We start from the raw sequence: 18,683 nt of genomic DNA, 5'->3' as shown, positions 1-18,683 counted from the left end.
TCATGAACCAAAAAGCGTATTTGCTTCTTTTAATGAGTGTTCTGAGCGGTCTTGCGGCTGCTCAGGATACTTTATATATCAAAGATGAAGCGGGGACAGCTGTGCCGTTTGCACAAGTTACGATTCAGGATCTGAATGCAAAAAAAACAAATGTTGTTCAATCAAATGATGCCGGAATCTTAATCGTTCCGAATTCGGTTTATTTGAGCGAGCAACAAGTGATCGTAAAAGTCAATACAGATGGATTTCACCAGGAAGTAGATACTATTTCCAAAGGGAAGAGCCACCGGATCTTATTAAGAACAAATGCCAAAGACATTGGCGAAGTAGTGATTACCGGACAACTGGGAACCGGTTCACTGACAGGTTCTACGAACAAAGTGAAACTGATCGACAGGGCAACAATTGATGCAAAAGGTGCCGTAAATCTTCGCGATTTATTACAAAACGAATTAAATATCCGGATCAGCCAGGACCAGATTCTTGGAAGTGGAATGTCCATGCTGGGTATCGGTGGAGAAGGTGTGAAAATACTGATAGATGGTGTTCCGCTTATCGGTCGCCAGAATGGAAACATTGATTTAAGTCAGATCAATCTTTCGAATATTGAACGGGTCGAAATTGTGGAAGGACCGCTCAGTACCAATTATGGAAGCAATGCCATGGCAGGTACCATTAATTTGATTACAAAAAAGCCGAAAAATAAAGGCTACGATATAAATCTGGGTGCTTTCTACGAAACAGTCGGGAATTACAATTTGAATTTGGGATTGACTTCACGGATTAAGAATCATTCCGTTTCTGCATATGCAGCAAGAAACTTTTTTGATGGCTGGACACCGGGAGATCAGTGGCTTGAATTTCCGAAAAAGGAAGTAGCGGATTCCGGAAGGTTTCAGCAATGGAAAATGAAGGAACAATACCTGGGCGGATTGAAATATTCATACAGGTTCAAAAAAATAGAATTGATCCCGTCATTGGATTTATTCCGCGAAAAGATCGTAAACAGGGGATATCCGAGAGCACCTTACCAGATTTCAGCTTTTGATGATGACTATGTGACCAATCGTCAGAATGCAGGCCTGGAAGTGATCGGATGGTTAAAGACCAATCTGAAACTGGACGTGCAGCTCAATTATTCCAATTACAAGCGCATCAAGAACTCTTACTTGACGGATCTGACAACACTTGATCGTAAATTACTGGCAAGTTCGGAACAGGATACATCGCGCTTCGTGCTTTATTTCAATCGTGTCACGCTAACGAGAAATAATACAGATAAAAAATTCAATTACGAAGTTGGTTACGATATCAATTACGAAGAAGGATTTGGCAGCAGGATTGAAAACCGGAGAAAGGAAATAGGTGATTATGCACTTTTCGGAACCTTCAATTGGGCACCCTGGACCTGGTTGAATTTGAAACCGGGCCTTCGCGTTACGTATAATTCATTGTACAAAGAAGCATTTATGCCGGCATTGAATGTGAAATTAGGAAAGAAGAAACACATTCTTCGTGGGAGTATTGCTTCCGGTTTCCGCTCTCCGTCAATTAAGGAATTGTATATGGAGTTTGTAGATATCAATCACAACATCCATGGAAACCCGGATTTGAAACCGGAAATCGCGAATCATGTTCAGGCTTGGTATAACTTCAGTTGGGAACCGAAGAAAATGACTTTCGGATTTGAATTATCGGGTTATTACCAGGATATTCATAACCGCATCAGTTTATCACAATCAGCTGATGGAGTGAATTACAGTTATTTCAATATCGATCAGTTCTATGCAACAGGAATCCAGTCTTTGGTGAAAATTGGTCAGAAGCAATGGAATGTAAGCGCCGGTTTCAACTACATCGGTACAGCTTCCAACTATTCCGACGGCAGGTATGCTTACTCTCCCGAATTGGTCTCAAATCTGTCTTATCAGCTGAAGAACGGAACAACGAGATTCAGTGCATTCTACAAATACACTGGGAAGGTGGTTGCTTACTTTGTGAATGAAGATGCTTCGATCACCCAACAATTCATTTCAGATTACCAGTTATTGGATTTCCAGGTTCAGCAGTTGTTCTTGAAGAAAACCCTGAGCGTTTCATTGGGAGCAAAGAACTTACTGAATGTTACAAATATCAATACCGGGAACGGAACAGCAGGCGGGGCACACATTTCGAATACCGGAACAGCACCGATAGCCTGGGGAAGAAGCTTCTACCTGAATATTACTTATTTGATAAAATCAAAGCAATGAAAAAAGGACTTTTGATCGCATTGATCCCTGTTTTAAGTGCATGCTTTAAAAAAGAAATTCCGGTTGAAAAACCGGTTTCAGGGGCTGCAACTGCCCAGGTGGAACTCGGAGGAAATTATGCCAATCAGATTTATTATGATTTGGAAACAAATTCGGTAGTGAGGCAAAATAACCGCGAGGTTTGGGATTTGGCATTTGAAGCAGGAGAAAGCGGATTCCATATTTTATTGAATGAATCAAGGATCATGGCTGCGGCACTTTCTTCTGAAACGGATATCAATGCACTGACTTCTGATGCGGGTTTGACTTATACCTGGGATCTTCATACCGGAAACCTGGACTCTACGGCAATCGGGAATTGGCAAAGTTCGGGTAAAGTGTATGCAATTGATCTGGGAACAGGACTTTCAGGTGCGAGTTTGGGCAAGAAGAAATTAAAAGTTCTATCTGTCAGCAATACGGAATATCAAATCCAGTTTGCAGATTTAAACAGCACTACGATTCATACTTTTACCATTCCGAAATCTTCCACTGCAGGATTCACTTATTTTTCCATGACGGGAAGTGGTACCTTAATGGATATCGAACCGGCCAAAGAAACCTGGGATTTGGTTTTCACAGCTTATTGTCATGTGTTTGATGAGCACACACCTTATTCGGTGGTAGGTGTTTTGTCTAATCGGTATGGCGTGAAAGTACAGGAGATATCAATTCCCTTTGCCGATTTCAAACATTCGGACATTATTGAAGCCGAATTTGAAGACCGGATCAACGTGATCGGTTACGATTGGAAAACGTACGATTTTGACAACGGAACCTACGTCGTGAGCAGCAACCGGACCTTTGTGGTGAAAACGGTCAACGGACGTTATTACAAACTGCGCTTTATTGATTATTACGACCAGAATGGTGTTAAAGGAGCTCCGAAGTTCGAATTGCAGGAGTTAATCCCATAAAATTATCCGACGGACTAACAGTAAGGGCGCGATTAATCGCGCCCTTACTGTTTTGTCAACAAAATAAACAAAACCACTTTTCAATTTTACTTCGATTCCGATAGCTATCGGAATCACACTTTCTGTTAACTTTGCCGCAAATTCACTTACAATGGCTCAAAAACCGGCAATTCCAAAAGGAACAAGAGATTTTTTACCCGATGAGGTAGCTCGCCGTACGTATATTTTCGACACAATTAAATCTGTATTCAAAACCTATGGTTTTGCTCCGATCGAAACTCCGTCTTTTGAACTCTCCAGTACTTTATTGGGAAAATATGGAGAAGAAGGTGATCGCCTGATCTTTCGCATTTTGAATTCGGGAGAAAAGATGAAAAAAGCTGATTTGGATGCTTTGAAGTCTGAAAACCTGGCGCGATTTGCAAATTCGCTTGCTGAAAAAGCGCTTCGCTATGACCTGACTGTTCCCTTTGCGCGTTTTGTTGTGCAGCATCAGAATGATTTGTCTTTTCCATTCAAAAGATACCAGATTCAGCCCGTTTGGAGAGCAGATCGTCCGCAGCACGGACGTTACCAGGAGTTTTACCAGTGTGATGCAGATGTGGTTGGTTCGGATTCCTTATTGTATGAGGTAGATTTCGTGCAGATCTTCGACCAGGTATTAACCAATCTTCAGATTCCGGGCTTTACGATCAAGATCAATAATCGCAAGATCCTTTCCGGAATAGCTGAGGTTTCGGGTGAAAGCGATAAACTGATCGATATTACCGTAGCAATCGATAAACTCGACAAGGTCGGTGAAGAAGGGGTAATCAAGGAATTACTTGAAAAGGGTGTTTCGGAAAATGCGATCGGTATTATTTCTCCCTTGTTTCAGATTGGTGGAAGTAACGAAGAGCGCTTAGCTCAAATGAAAACCTTCCTGAAAGATTCGGAAATCGGGTTGAAAGGAATTGAAGAATTGGAATTCGTATTGAACCAGACAACTGAATTAGGCCTGGAGCGTGCGGAAATAGAATTTGATGTCACACTTGCAAGAGGATTGAACTATTACACGGGAGCTATCTTTGAAGTGAAGGTACACGATGTAAAAATGGGCTCTATCTGTGGCGGTGGTCGCTACGATGACTTAACAGGTTTGTTCGGACTTTCGGGACTTTCCGGGGTCGGGATTTCATTTGGTGCAGACCGTATTTATGATGTTCTAAACGAATTAGACCTCTATCCGGAAGATACAAATGCTGGTTTGACTTTGTTGTTTGCTAATTTTGGAGACAAAGAAGCTGCTTATTGTATGAAACTGACAAAAAAACTGCGTCAGATTGGAGTAGATTGCGAGGTTTACCCGAGCGCAGTTAAAATGCAGAAGCAATTCAAATACGCAGATAACCGGAAAGTGAAATTTGTAGCGCTGATTGGTGACGATGAATTAACAAAAGGCCAGTTACAGGTTAAAAACATGGAGTCGGGAGAACAAAAAGCAATGACTGAAACGGAGTTACTGCAATTTTTTAAAGGATAATCGAAAATGGATCAGTTTATTATAGACAATCAATGGGTTTCATTAGGGAAACTCGACGAAATATTGGCATCGGATGCACAACTTGCTATCAGTGAAGATGCAAAAGCAGGAATTGTAAAATGCCGTACTTACCTGGATGAGAAAGTAGCCAAAAGCGATCGCTTGATCTATGGGGTAAATACGGGTTTCGGGAGTTTGTGTGATACGGCCATTTCGAATGAAGATTTGGAACAATTACAGCGAAACTTGGTTCTTTCACATGCGTGTGGAATGGGCGAGCGTGTTCCGGAAGAAATCGTGAGAAGATTATTGATCCTGAAAATAATGGGGCTTTCCCATGGCGCTTCCGGAGTACAATTGGAAACGGTGGAACGCTTAATTTTCTTCTACAACAATCACATTCACCCGGTTGTTTTCCAACAGGGAAGTTTGGGAGCATCGGGAGATTTAGCACCGTTGGCTCATTTGGTTTTGCCGCTTTTGGGTGAAGGAACCGTTATGTTTGAAGGAAAAGAATATACCTCAAAAGAAATCAATCAACGTTTTGGACTCAGTCCGATTGTTTTGAGATCAAAAGAAGGATTGGCCTTGCTGAACGGAACACAGTTCATGTCGGGTTATGCTTCATATGCTATTTCTCATGCACGAAAATTGTGGAAACAATTCAATGAAATAGCTTCGATCTCTTTGGATGGTTATGATGGACGTAAAGAGCCTTTCGGAATCCAGGTAAATGAGATCCGCAACCAGGTCGGTCAGATCAAAACAGCTGAGATTTTCAGAAGTTTATTGGCAGACAGTGAATTGGCGAACCGGGAAAAAGCCCATGTACAGGATCCGTATTCTTTCCGCTGTATTCCGCAGGTTCACGGAGCTTCATATGATACGATTGAGCATTGTGCAACCATTGTAGAACGAGAGATCAACGCAGTTACTGATAACCCTACTGTGTTCCCGGATGATGATATCGTGGTTTCGGCTGGAAATTTCCACGGACAGCCACTTGCTTTAGCCATGGACTTTTTGGCGATTGCCCTGGCAGAGATGGGAAGTATCAGTGAGCGTAGAATTTACAAATCGATTTCCGGTACACGCAGTTTGCCTGCATTTTTGGTTGCAAAACCGGGATTGAACTCAGGTTTCATGATCACACAATACACCTGTGCTTCGATTGTAAGTCAGAACAAGCAATTATGTACACCTGCCAGTATTGATACCATTGATTCAAGTAACGGTCAGGAAGATCACGTTTCGATGGGGGCAAATGCCGCAACGAAGTTATTCCGCGTAATTGACAACTGTTATTCGATCCAGGGAATTGAGATCTTGCATGCCTGTCAATCGCTGGAATTCCGGAGACCGGCTAAATCCGGAGCGCGCCAGGAAGAGATATTTGTTAACTTTAGAAAAAAAGTTCCTTTTGTGAAAGAGGACGGGTATATGCATCCCTTAATGCAATCAAGTAAAGAATTTGTAAAAGCAGGAATATGAGTGAAAATTACACAGATATGAACGAGGAAGTTCAGGAAAATAAAAAAAGACCGGTTTTACTAACGGTGCTTTGTATTTTGAGCTTCATTGTCGTTGGTTTTGGAGTATTGGGAGTTTTATTCTCGATCATTGGCGGACAGCCGAGTGCAGAAGAGATTGAATCTACCTATAATTTATCCATCCAGGCTGCCAGTGATATGCGGGACCAGAAAATTATCTGGCTGGCAGAGATATTGGAACAGGGAGCTGACTTAGTGGCTTACCAGCAACACCGGTACTGGTCTGTTTTAATGATCAATGCTTTGACCATGATTACAGGTTTCGTAGGAGTTTTGTTTATGTTCAAAGGAAAAAAATTAGGATTCCATTTATACATTATTTACAATTTGCTTAGTATCGGAGGTACCTTTTTAATCGTTCCGTCACACATGGTGCCGATGGCTTCCGTAATTATGAACTTAATCCTTTCCGGATTGTTTATCTTCCTTTACAGCTTGAATCTAAAGTGGATGAATAAATAATTCATACAAAAATTCAAAAAGGTCATCGAGCATTGAAAATCTTGACCGAAGCGTCAATGGTAGTCGAAATACCTTTTCAATTGATATTAAAAGCTCAGTCTGTCAGTACGGATTGGGCTTTTTTCTTTACCAACCAGGGATAGCAACGTAAATTGTCAATTAGTCCCGGAAGATGGAACTTCTTGATAATTAAATCATTTAGTTTTAACAATTTATCTCAAAATCACCACCATTCAGTTCAATTTTGCATGCTTTTAATTGGCTTTGAACACATTTAACTAAACGGATAAGCATTTTACAAAATGTTAAAAATACTTAATCTACATTTGTTTCATGTGAGTTTGACGAGAAGCGAAGGGCCCTCGAATTCGAAAAATTCACAGTCATAAATCAATGATGTTCAATCAATTAAACTATTAGACATGCGCAAAAAATTACTTTTAAGTGTACTAACTTTAATGGGAATGATTTCGACTGGGAATTCATTTGCACAGGAAGCACACCTCAGTTGCGGACTTGAGAAAGAGCGGCAAAAATTACTTGCTGAAAACCCCCAACTGGCGGAAGACTACAGAAAACTGCTTAATCGATATACGGAAAACAGGCTTGTCAATGGAAAATCTACAACCATTCGCGTTATTCCGATTGTCTTCCACGTAGTCCACGAATATGGAACAGAAAATATTTCCGATCTCCAGGTCAGAGATCAGGTTCGTATCCTAAACGAGGATTTTCAAAAAAGAAACCAGGATACGATTCTCGTAGTGCCGCCATTTGATACAATCATCGGGAACACAGGGATCGAGTTTCGCCTGGCAACATTAGACCCTTGGGGAAATTGCACAAACGGTATCGAGCATATTTACCACCACCAGACAGTTCAGGCAGATGCTTATTCGAAACTAAATCAATGGGATCGCGACAAATACCTGAATATATGGGTTGTAGGTACAATGGGTGAGCCTGGAGTTGCCGGATTTGCACATTACCCAACAGATGTAACCGGTGGAGGATTCTGGCGGGATGGAGTAGTGGTTCTTCACAATTATACCGGAAGTATCGGTACAAGTTCTCCGGGACACTCAAGAGTGTTGACTCATGAAGTTGGTCACTGGTTGGGTTTACCTCACACTTGGGGAAGCGATAACGATCCGGGTGCTCCGACAAGTTGCGGACAAGACGATGGAATCGGTGACACTCCGAATTGTATCGGCTTAACTTCTTGTGATTTAAATGCAAATACATGCGTCGAATCGACCGCTCCCGGAAACTATTGGCCGGTGGATGTAAATGACAATACACAGAATTACATGGATTATTCTTTTTGTAATCTGATGTTCACAAACGGGCAGGCAAACTTTATGAATAACGTATTGGATCAGACCACAAGCGGACGAAATAATTTGTACACTGCTACCAATCTGGACGAAACTGGAACAGCTGATCTGACTCCTGTTACCTGTATTCCGGTAGCAGACTTTTATGTGGATGTAAATGGTGCTATTGGTAATTCAGGTCCAAATGCAAATGCAATGACTGCTTGTGTAAATAATCCGATTGAATTTAAAGATGCTTCCTGGAAGGCTGCGGTCACTTCCTGGTCGTGGAGTTTCCCTGGTGGAAGCCCGGCAACTTCAACAAGTCAGGATCCGATAGTAACTTATGCTGCTCCGGGATGGTATGATGTGACACTGACAGTTGCAAATGCAATCGGTTCAGATACGAAAACAATGAACCACATGATTTATATTCAGGGTGAGTGGGCCGAATACACTGGTCCGCGAGTAGAAGATTTCAATCAAAACGGAAACTTCTGGATCACTCATAATCCTGAAGGAAACTACGCTTCATTTAATCGTGTAACATCTGGCGGAAGAGGAAATTCAGCATGTTTCAAGTTAAACAACTTCAAAGATGTTTCCGGAGCTCAAATGTTTACTGAAGATTGGTATTACAATGATCGTTTGGGAAATGCAAAAGACTATTTGATCTCTCCTGCTCTTGATTTAAGAAGCACTTCAAATGTGACTGTTTCATTTGATTATGCTTACGGTACAAAAGCAACTGCTACGGAAGATATTACTGAGAAATTGGTGGTATACTATTCTAGAGACTGCGGTAAAACATGGATACAGAAAACATCTCTTACAGGCGCTGCTTTGGTAACTGCAGGATATGTCGGGAATACAGACTTCGTTCCTGATAATGATCTGGATTGGAAAACAGTTAGTTTTACTCACACGCCAACAGCTGCTGATAACAAAACCAAATTCAAATTTGAGTTTGTTGCTTCTGATTTGTCTTCGAACTTCTATTTCGACAACTTCAATGTTTCAGGAACATTGGGAATTGAAGACAACGGAATGTTATCATCGATTTCTCTTGCTCCGAATCCTGTCGCTACAGGGTCCGACTTGTCAGTTGAAGTTCCGAACACGGAAATGGGAATGAAACTGATTGTAATGGATTTGAAAGGAGCGATTATCTCAACTACTGAGGTTCCTGCTGCCTCAGGTGTTCAAACAGTAAACATTCCTATGAACGTTGCTAAAGGATGTTATATCCTGTCTGCTGTTCAGGGAGCTGCAAAATCTACACACAGAGTAGTGGTATATTAATAAGGATTTTAATTATCAATTATCAAGGAGTAAATCTTTGGGAGATGCTCCTTGATAATTAAATCATTCATCATTCATAATTGGTTTTGTGCTGATTTATAATTATTTAGCAGTGATTTTAGTGTTTTCTTTTTTATAACGCTGGAATATGTGCTATCTTTGCACCAAAATTCCAAGTATTTCTAATGATTTCAGTAAATAATCTCTCACTTCAATTCGGTAAACGTATTCTATTTGATGATGTAAATCTCAAATTTGGTTCAGGTAATTGCTACGGTGTTATTGGTGCCAATGGTGCCGGTAAGTCTACATTCTTAAAGATCTTAACTGGCGAGCAGGACCCAACTTCAGGACGTATTGAATTGGAACCTGGAAAACGGATGGCCGTATTGAGTCAGAACCATTTTGAGTTTGACCAGTTTGAAGTATTGCAAACAGTAATCATGGGACATAAGCGCTTGTTTGAGATTATGACCGAAAAGGATGCATTGTATGCAAAACCGGACTTCTCAGATGAAGATGGAATGCGCGCTTCTGAATTGGAAGGCGAATTCGCAGATTTGGAAGGATGGAATGCTGAAACCGATGCTGCAACCTTATTGAGCAACTTGGGAATTGACGAAAGCAAGCATTACATGAAAATGGAGGATGTTCCTTCGGAATATAAAGTACGTATCTTGTTGGCGCAGGCTCTTTTCGGAAACCCGGATGTCCTGGTACTCGATGAGCCTACCAATGACCTGGATCTGAAAACGATCGGGTGGCTGGAAGATTTTCTGCTTGATTTCAGAAATACAGTGATCGTTGTATCGCATGACCGTCACTTCCTGGATACGGTGTGTACGCATATTTGTGATATCGATTTCAGCAAGATCAATGTATTTACAGGAAACTATACTTTCTGGTATCAGTCATCTCAGTTGGCAGCTCGTCAACGTGCAGATAAAAACAAGAAAGCAGAAGATAAAAAGAAAGAATTACAGGACTTTATTTCCCGTTTCTCGGCAAATGCTTCGAAATCAAAACAGGCAACAAGCCGTCGTAAATTGATCGATAAGTTGGATCTGGAAGAAATTCAGCCTTCTTCACGCCGTTATCCTGGAATTACTTTTCACCAGGAGCGCGATGCCGGAAATCAGATTTTGACTGTGAGCGGATTGACGAAAATGCACGAAGGAGAATACATGTTCAAGGACTTGTCTTTCACTTTGAATAAAGGAGATAAGGTTGCGATCGTTTCTAAAAATTCAATTGCAATTACACAATTCTTCGAAATTCTGAATGGACACCTGGAAGCGGATAAAGGCGATTTTACTTACGGGACAACGATCACTACGGCATATTTGCCAAATGATAACTCTTCGTTTTTCAAGGATAAATTATCTCTGATTGACTGGCTGCGTCAGTATGCGCAAACAGATGAGGAAAGAGAAGAGGTAAATATTCGCGGATTCCTAGGAAGAATGCTATTCTCCGGTGAAGAGGCTTTGAAGAGCGCTACTGTTCTTTCCGGGGGTGAAAAAGTGCGTTGTATGTTATCGCGAATGATGTTGGCGAAAGCAAATGTCCTGATGATGGACGAACCGACCAATCACTTGGACCTGGAGTCAATTACGGCATTGAATAACGGAATGTCATCTTTCGAGGGAACAATGATGTTTACATCTCATGACCACGAATTGGTGTCTACAGTTGCAAACCGAATCATTGAGCTTACTCCGAATGGATTCATTGACAAAATGATGCCTTACGACGATTACCTTGCAGATGCAAAAATTGCAAGCTTACAGGAAGAAATGTACGCTTAAGCGTTTTTTAAAATAGTTAAAGCCTCGGTTCGTTTGGATCGGGGCTTTTTTACGTTAAAACTATGTGGACTGATGTGATCTATGTGGTTAAGTAAACCATATAAAACGTAAATTCGAACTCAAATCAAATTATGTCAGTTCCAAACCGTTCATTCCTCTTGCGTCACAAGCTGATCTCAGGCCTGCGCGATCTTGATATTCGCGGAATTCGGCGTTTATCGGTACTTCTGCCAAAACTCCTGCTTCCTTCTCCCGGGAAAGTGGGAAAACATGTCCTGAAAACCATTCATGGTGTTGAATTGCTCATTGATCCTTCCGTTGACCGCGGTGTTGAATTATCCCTGTTTGAAACCGGAACTTATGAAAAAGGGACTATCCAGTTACTTCATCAATTTCTGAAACCGGGAAGTGTATTCCTGGATATCGGTGCTAACATTGGCCTGATGTCAAGTATTGCCAGCAAACAGGTTGGTGAAAAGGGGAAGGTATTGGCTGTTGAAGCAAATCCGAAAACACAGGAAATTTTACAGCATAACCTGGCATTGAATCGCTGTGAAAATGTGGAGATCTTTCCGCTTGCATTGGGTGAGAAACAAGGAAAAGCAACACTCTTTGAAAATTGGAATGTAAACCGTGGCGGTGCATCTTTGCTTTCCCAGGATGGTGAAAAAGGAGTGGAGGTTCCGGTCGATACGATTGATTTCCTGTTTCAAAACGATCACATTGATCTGATCAAAATTGATGTGGAAGGTTTTGAACTGGAAGTATTGAAAGGCGGCATTGAATTACTGAAAAAACAACGGCCGGTTCTCATCATTGAAGTTTCGGAACAGCGTGAAAATACAATGGGAACAACTCCGAAGGAAATTGCCGGTTTCGTCCGTTCACTCGGAAATTATGAATTGTATAAGCAAAAGGGAACCAAGGAGCGCAGGTCAGATTTGGTTCTGATAGAAAATGATGCCGATTTACCACAGCACGATAATGTGGTTTGCATTCCTTTGAGAAAAATGTGATCTGTTGTTTTAAATAACATACATTTCTTTTTACAAGTCTTAATCTGCCACTTTGTCATAAAATCTCACTTGGCACAAACCTTGACAATACAAAACCAAATTTCAAATAAGTATGAAAACAGGACAAATACATGTATCAACGGAAAATATTTTTCCGATTATTAAGAAATTTTTGTATTCCGACCATGAGATATTCTTGCGTGAGTTGGTGTCGAATGCAGTAGATGCAAGCCAGAAGTTAAAAGTGCTTTCTTCAACAGGAGAGTATAAAGGCGAACTGGGTGAATTGAAAGTGGAAGTGCTTTTGGACAAAGAAGCGAAAACCTTAACTATCCGAGATAACGGAATCGGGATGACAGCTGAGGAAATCGATAAATATATCAACCAGATTGCTTTTTCGGGAGCAGAAGAGTTCGTAAAACAATACGAAGGTAAAGATGGTGCGGAAAGTATTATCGGTCATTTCGGATTGGGCTTCTATTCTGCATTTATGGTTGCCGAAAAGGTTCAGATCCGTACTTTGTCACGTCATGAGGGTGCACAGGCAGTTCAGTGGGAAAGTAACGGCTCTCCGGAATATACATTGACTGAAATTGAAAAAGATACCCGCGGAACGGATATCGTTTTGTATATCAATGAAGAATCAATTGAGTTTTTGGAGAAACCGCGCATCCAGGGAATTTTGGATAAGTACTGTAAGTTCCTTCCAATCCCGGTTTTCTTCGGAACGAAGGTTGAATACATCAATTCTCCGGACGGCGAAAAGGATGAAGATGGAAAGGTTAAACGCACTTCGATCGATGTTCCGAACCAGGTAAATAACCCGAAACCGGCCTGGACAATTGCTCCGGTTGATTTGAAGGATGAAGATTACAATTCCTTCTACAGAGAGTTGTACCCAATGTCTTTTGAAGATCCTTTGTTCCATATTCACCTGAATGTGGATTATCCTTTCAATTTGACAGGAATCTTATACTTCCCGAAGATCAAGGAAAATGTAGAGGTTCAGCGCAATAAAATTAACTTGTATTCGAATCAGGTGTTTATTACGGATTCGGTTGCAGAGATTGTTCCTGAATTTTTGACACTGCTTCATGGTGTAATTGATTCCCCGGATATTCCGTTGAATGTATCCCGTTCGTATTTGCAAAGCGATGGAAATGTGAAGAAGATTTCGGCGCATATCACTAAAAAAGTTGCTGATAAATTGGCGGAAATGTTCAAAAAAGATCGTGCAGATTTCGAAGCGAAATGGGATGATCTGAAGATTTTTGTAGAGTACGGAATGCTTTCTGACGATAAGTTTGCCGAAAAAGCGAAAAGCTTTGCATTGGTGAAAAATTCGGATGGAAAATATTTGACGATCGAAGAGTTTAAAGAGCAGATTTCACCACTTCAGACAGATAAGGATGGAAAAGTGGTTGCACTTTATACACATAGTTTGGAAGAGCATTTCTCTTTTGTGAAACAAGCGAAAGACCGCGGATACCAAGTAGCAATTATTGATGGACCACTGGCAGTACATTGGATTTCTTTGATGGAGCAAACATTTGAGAACTTCACTTTTGTAAGGGTGGATGCGGATGCTTTGGATCAATTGATTAAAAAAGAAGGTGAATTGCCGGCAAAATTGACGGAAGAACAACAAACAACCTTGAAACCCTTATTCGAATCGGCAGTTGATAACCGGAAATTCAAAGTGGAATTTAAATCGATGAGCGAAACGGATTCTCCGATTATTGTAACTCAGCCGGAATTTGTCCGTCGAATGATGGAGCAGCAAAAATACGGTGGCGGAGGTTTCTTCGGAGCTTTCCCTGAAACATACAGTATGGTTGTCAATGCAAATCACCAGAAAGTAGAAGCTTTATTGAGCTTGACGAATGATGATGAAAAATCCGCTAAAATTAAACAGTTAACGGATTTGGCTTTATTGGCTCAAGGTATGTTGAAAGGCGAGGAGTTGAATAAATTTATTGAGAGAAGCATCTCATTTGTATAATTCAGGTTCCTGCAAATCCCGGGAATAACTAGTGGATTTGCAGGAATTTTATTTTTTTAGCGTGTATAGTATCATTTTTGCAATTGTTGCATTTGCTGTTTCGGGAGGAAGGTTTCTGCCTGCGGTTATTGCGTTTTTTATAGGTGGATTTATAGACCAGGCAGCCCGGGTCAGGAGAAGTCGAAATTCGGATCCGGGATCGGGTGGTTCCCGCCAGTCGTTCCAGGATGTTTTTGAATATTACAGGCAGCAAACCCAGCAATATGATTTCCCTACCCAGCTTTTGGCTCTCTCGGCATATATGATGAGAAGCGATGGGAAGGTGGTGAAATCCGAATTGAATTTCGTAAAAGCCTTTCTTGCCCAGCAATTCGGTAATCAGTTCAATACCTCGCATTTACAAACGCTCAAACATTTCCTGGATGTTCCCACCATTCCGATAGATCAGATCTGCTCGGATATCCGTATGCGTGCCCAGGTTGAGATCCGGATTCAATTGCTTCATTATTTGTTTGGAATCGCTCAGTCGGATGGCCAGGTTTCCGATCAGGAAATAAAAACACTGCAGCAAATTGCAAACCTGTTACAGGTTCCTCCTATGGATTTCAGATCTGTACAGGGAATGTTCAGGCAAAATTTGAATGCTGATTATGAGATCCTGGGAATTGAAGAGTCTGCTTCGGATGAGGATGTGAAAAAGGCTTACCGCCAGATGGCCGTGCGTTATCACCCCGATAAAGTCGCATCGCTTGGTGAAGAATATCAGAAAGGAGCGAAAGAGAAATTCCAGCGGATTCAGGAGGCGTATGACAATATCAAAAAAGCAAGAGGGCTTTAAATCAAATGATTACAGCTATAACGTTGTAGTATTATTGAAACTGCCCATTTATTAATTCGGCTTTAAAAAAATAAAAATAAACGCCACCATGTAGAATTATTTACGTCTATTTATCATAGCGTTAAATAATATTAGGTTCATGCCGACTACAAACTACTCTGGAAACCTTGCATTCGTTTTCCTAATTTTCCTTTTAGGAACTTCCCATTTATTTGGTCAGGAAAAACAGGCCCAAACCGGACTGATTGCAAAGATCAATAATCTGACTTCTTTCCCGGGTTCTGAAATAAAGGATCTCAATGAATGGAAAAAGTACAACCTTCCTGAAAATTACGATCATCCGGAATTTGGAATACTTCCTGAAAATGCTCCTTGCGATAATTGCGTCGAAGTGCTGGAAAAACGCACAGTTGATGAACGTTACTTTGTAAGTATTTCTGACAAGAGTAAGTTCTTTACTCAGAAAGCATTGGGAGATTTACACCAGTTTCTGAACGGAAAGTGGCTGACGATTAAACATGAATTGCACCCTGTTTCCGGAACGAGGTATGAATCCGGTTATTTACTGGACCAACCGGTAATTGATTTTTCTGCTGCCAGAACTGAATTAAACACAGCTAACGGCACACTTCAATTCAATAACTGGAAACTAATTGTAGTGCAAAATGGTCTGGAGATAAATCAATTGACTGCCGATTGGTCTGATTATACCGTTGGTTCTGACGGAACACTGATTCACAATATATTCCCGGGAATAGATGCCGAAATGATTGTTCTCAGAGGAGCTGTCAAGACAAGTTTCATTATCAGGTCCAATGAATTCGGAGTTTTTGATAAATTGGTATTTCGCGAAGAACTTCAGGGAGCATCTTCTCTTCATGCACAATTTGCCGACGGTTCCCACACATTGGGAATCGGAAGTCTTAAATTAATGTCGGGTTCAACAGAATTGGCTGTAATGGACGAGGCTAAACTATATGCGAAAGACGGGCCTAAAGATCTTGCACGTTCAGGAGAATATCAGCTTCATGCAAATAAGATAGATCTGATCGTAAATTATGATTGGATCAATGACAATATTGCTTCATACCATTTGGTGGTTGATCCGCTTGTAACCGGGACAGCAACGCTGGCTCAGGCATCCATTACCGGTTCCAGGTATAATGCTTCTTGTAATTTCACCAATTCATGTGATTATAATTTGGCGGTGCCCTGTCCTGCAGGAGCTACTATTACAGATTTGACATTCTCTTTTACATATACAGCAAACGGAAGTACCTGTTGGCTTCAGGATGGAGCAATGCGCATTGCAAGCGGGGCGTGTACGAGTCCTTCAGCTGCAGGATTCTATTGGTTTTGCAATGCAATCGGTGGTGGAACCTGTGCAGCAACGAATCAGACCGTATTTGCAGATCTTGCAGCTTGTATGCCGGCACCTTCAGCTGCCAGTTGTGCCACACAAAATGTGACATTTACTTTGAAATTTTATCGCTCGTGTTGGGGAGCTTCAGGCTGTTCAAACACTTGTATTGGGTCAGGTTCTCCATGGGTAATGAATGTTACCGGAAGAACACTTGAATATACGAATCCGGCTAATCCGATTACGCTTTCGGGAACTACTGTATGCCAGGGAGGTGCGCTTACTGCCTCCACTTCTGCTGTATATGGAGTTCCGGCTTATAACTATAATTGGAGCTTCAGTCCAACGGGTACTCCAAGTGTCGGGACGGGGACAAGCGCAAGCATTACATTCCCGACTTCAGGGACGATAACTCTTTATTCTATTGTTACAGATCTTTGCGGAAACCAGATCACTAGCAACCGGACAATAACAGTAACGCCGGGAACTCCGCCTACGCTTACCGCTGGCGGCCCGACTACCTTTTGTGCGGGTGGTTCGGTAACCCTGACTTCATCTTCTGCAACGGGGAACACCTGGTCAAATGGTGCAACAACTCAATCCATTACAGTCACAACAAGCGGATCCTATACGGTTACGGTTTTAAGCGGATCTTGCTCAGCGACATCAGCTGCAACAACTGTCACAGTAAATCCGCTCCCGGCTACTCCGACAATTACAGCAAGCGGGCCAATTTCATTTTGTACAGGTGGATCAGTTATCTTAACTTCTTCATCTGTAACTGGAAACACCTGGTCTACAGGTGCCACAACTCAATCAATTACAGTTTCAACTAGCGGGACTTATTCATTGACAGTTTCAGCGAGTGGCTGTACTTCTGCATCTGCAGCAACAACTGTTACGGTGAATCCACTTCCGGCAGTACCGACAATTACAGCCGGCGGACCAACGACCTTTTGTGCGGGTGGTTCGGTAACTTTAACTTCTTCATCTGCAACGGGAAATACCTGGTCGAATGGAGCAACAACTCAATCCATTACAGTCACAACAAGCGGTTCTTATACGGTTACGGTTTCCAACGGCTCGTGTTCTTCGACCTCCACAGCGACAAGTGTTACGGTGAATCCGCTCCCGGCAGTACCAACCATTACAGCTGGCGGACCGACAAGCTTTTGTACAGGCGGTTCGGTAACTCTGACTTCATCTTCGGCAACGGGAAATACCTGGTCGAATGGAGCAACAACGCAAACAATTACGGTTACAGCTAGTGGTTCTTATACGGTAACTGTATCAAACGGATCATGTTCTTCTTCATCTGCCGCAACAAGCGTTACAGTGAATCCGCTTCCGGCAGTACCTACAATTACAGCCGGTGGGCCAACGACCTTTTGTGCGGGTGGTTCGGTAACTTTAACTTCTTCATCTGCAACGGGAAATACCTGTGCAACGGGAAATACCTGGTCGAATGGTGCAACAACTCAATCCATTACAGTAACTGCTAGTGGTTCTTATACGGTTACGGTTTCTAACGGCTCGTGTTCTTCGACCTCCACAGCGACAAGTGTTACAGTAAATCCGCTCCCGGCAGTACCAACCATTACAGCTGGCGGACCAACAAGCTTTTGTACAGGCGGTTCGGTAACACTGACTTCATCTTCGGCAACTGGAAATACCTGGTCGAATGGAGCAACAACGCAAACAATTACGGTTACAGCTAGTGGTTCTTATACGGTAACTGTATCAAACGGACCGTGTTCTTCGATATCTGCCGCAACAAGCGTTACAGTGAATCCGCTTCCGGCAGTACCGACAATTACAGCAAATGGACCGGTAATTTTCTGTGCGGGTGTGCAACGGGAAATACCTGGTCGAATGGTGCAACAACTCAATCCATTACAGTAACTGCTAGTGGTTCTTATACGGTTACGGTTTCTAACGGCTCGTGTTCATCCACATCTGCCGCGACAACAATTACAGTAAATCCGCTTCCTGCAACTCCAACAATTACGGCAAGCGGACCAATTTCATTTTGTACAGGTGGATCAGTTACCTTAACTTCTTCATCTGCAACGGGAAATACCTGGTCGAATGGTGCCACAACTCAATCTATTACAGTTTCAACTAGTGGAACTTATTCATTGGTAGTTTCAGCGAATGCTTGTAATTCGGCATCTGCCGCAACAAGCGTTACGGTAAATCCGCTCCCTGCAGTGCCAACAATTACAGCAAATGGACCGGTAACTTTCTGTTCGGGTGGATCGGTGACCTTAACTTCTTCATCAGCATCTGGGAATACCTG

At 42.0% G+C, this 18,683-nt stretch carries 11 protein-coding genes; all 11 read left to right on the top strand.

Features of this window, described 5'->3' with window-relative positions; all coding sequences use genetic code 11:
• The first annotated feature begins 2 nt into the window (after positions 1–2).
• The 11 genes from K0S23_RS16005 (at position 3) to K0S23_RS15955 (ending at position 18,286) form a co-directional block, all read left to right on the top strand.
• Positions 3–2,252: a TonB-dependent siderophore receptor gene (locus K0S23_RS16005; protein ID WP_300359524.1), complete on the top strand. Its 2,250-nt coding sequence runs from the start codon at positions 3–5 to the stop codon at positions 2,250–2,252.
• Entirely contained in the window at positions 2,249–3,208 is a 960-nt protein-coding gene (locus K0S23_RS16000; protein ID WP_300359522.1) for an HmuY family protein, read from the top strand. The genes K0S23_RS16005 and K0S23_RS16000 overlap by 4 nt, the downstream gene beginning before the upstream one ends.
• A 151-nt stretch (positions 3,209–3,359) precedes the next feature.
• The gene (hisS, locus tag K0S23_RS15995) at positions 3,360–4,730 is read left to right on the top strand and encodes a histidine--tRNA ligase (protein WP_300359519.1); all 1,371 of its coding nucleotides are present in this window, start codon (positions 3,360–3,362) and stop codon (positions 4,728–4,730) included.
• 6 nt (positions 4,731–4,736) lie between these two features.
• Positions 4,737–6,221, top strand: a complete 1,485-nt coding sequence (gene hutH, locus K0S23_RS15990) for a histidine ammonia-lyase (protein WP_300359517.1) — start codon at positions 4,737–4,739, stop codon at positions 6,219–6,221.
• The gene (locus tag K0S23_RS15985) at positions 6,218–6,742 is read left to right on the top strand and encodes a hypothetical protein (RefSeq protein ID WP_300359515.1); all 525 of its coding nucleotides are present in this window, start codon (positions 6,218–6,220) and stop codon (positions 6,740–6,742) included. The genes hutH and K0S23_RS15985 overlap by 4 nt, the downstream gene beginning before the upstream one ends.
• 422 nt (positions 6,743–7,164) lie before the next feature.
• Positions 7,165–9,360 carry a M43 family zinc metalloprotease gene (locus K0S23_RS15980; protein ID WP_300359512.1) on the top strand — a complete coding sequence of 732 codons (2,196 nt, stop codon included), beginning with the start codon at positions 7,165–7,167 and terminating at the stop codon, positions 9,358–9,360.
• 185 nt (positions 9,361–9,545) lie between these two features.
• Positions 9,546–11,168, top strand: coding sequence for an ATP-binding cassette domain-containing protein (locus K0S23_RS15975; RefSeq protein ID WP_300359509.1), 1,623 nt, complete (start codon positions 9,546–9,548; stop codon positions 11,166–11,168).
• 131 nt (positions 11,169–11,299) lie between these two features.
• Positions 11,300–12,184, top strand: a complete 885-nt coding sequence (locus K0S23_RS15970; protein ID WP_300359505.1) for an FkbM family methyltransferase — start codon at positions 11,300–11,302, stop codon at positions 12,182–12,184.
• A 112-nt stretch (positions 12,185–12,296) separates the two neighbouring features.
• Complete coding sequence (gene htpG / locus K0S23_RS15965) at positions 12,297–14,186, top strand: molecular chaperone HtpG (RefSeq protein WP_300359502.1); 1,890 nt, start codon at positions 12,297–12,299, stop codon at positions 14,184–14,186.
• Positions 14,187–14,247: 61 nt separating this feature from the next.
• Positions 14,248–15,024, top strand: a complete 777-nt coding sequence (locus K0S23_RS15960; RefSeq protein ID WP_300359499.1) for a TerB family tellurite resistance protein — start codon at positions 14,248–14,250, stop codon at positions 15,022–15,024.
• Between the two features lie 139 nt (positions 15,025–15,163).
• Positions 15,164–18,286, top strand: coding sequence for a hypothetical protein (locus K0S23_RS15955; protein WP_300359496.1), 3,123 nt, complete (start codon positions 15,164–15,166; stop codon positions 18,284–18,286).
• Positions 18,287–18,683 lie beyond the last annotated feature (397 nt).

It is taken from the genome of Fluviicola sp., from assembly GCF_029266855.1.
Classification (GTDB): Bacteria; Bacteroidota; Bacteroidia; order Flavobacteriales_D; family Crocinitomicaceae; genus Fluviicola.
This window is presented reverse-complemented; position numbering and strand designations above follow the sequence as displayed.

Bases quoted from the DNA above. Each gene is read 5' to 3' on its own strand.
- K0S23_RS16005 (WP_300359524.1), top strand. From the start codon at position 3: ATGAACCAAAAAGCGTATTTGCTTCTTTTAATGAGTGTTCTGAGCGGT.
- K0S23_RS16000 (WP_300359522.1), top strand. From the start codon at position 2,249: ATGAAAAAAGGACTTTTGATCGCATTGATCCCTGTTTTAAGTGCATGC.
- hisS (WP_300359519.1), top strand. From the start codon at position 3,360: ATGGCTCAAAAACCGGCAATTCCAAAAGGAACAAGAGATTTTTTACCC.
- hutH (WP_300359517.1), top strand. From the start codon at position 4,737: ATGGATCAGTTTATTATAGACAATCAATGGGTTTCATTAGGGAAACTC.
- K0S23_RS15985 (WP_300359515.1), top strand. From the start codon at position 6,218: ATGAGTGAAAATTACACAGATATGAACGAGGAAGTTCAGGAAAATAAA.
- K0S23_RS15980 (WP_300359512.1), top strand. From the start codon at position 7,165: ATGCGCAAAAAATTACTTTTAAGTGTACTAACTTTAATGGGAATGATT.
- K0S23_RS15975 (WP_300359509.1), top strand. From the start codon at position 9,546: ATGATTTCAGTAAATAATCTCTCACTTCAATTCGGTAAACGTATTCTA.
- K0S23_RS15970 (WP_300359505.1), top strand. From the start codon at position 11,300: ATGTCAGTTCCAAACCGTTCATTCCTCTTGCGTCACAAGCTGATCTCA.
- htpG (WP_300359502.1), top strand. From the start codon at position 12,297: ATGAAAACAGGACAAATACATGTATCAACGGAAAATATTTTTCCGATT.
- K0S23_RS15955 (WP_300359496.1), top strand. From the start codon at position 15,164: ATGCCGACTACAAACTACTCTGGAAACCTTGCATTCGTTTTCCTAATT.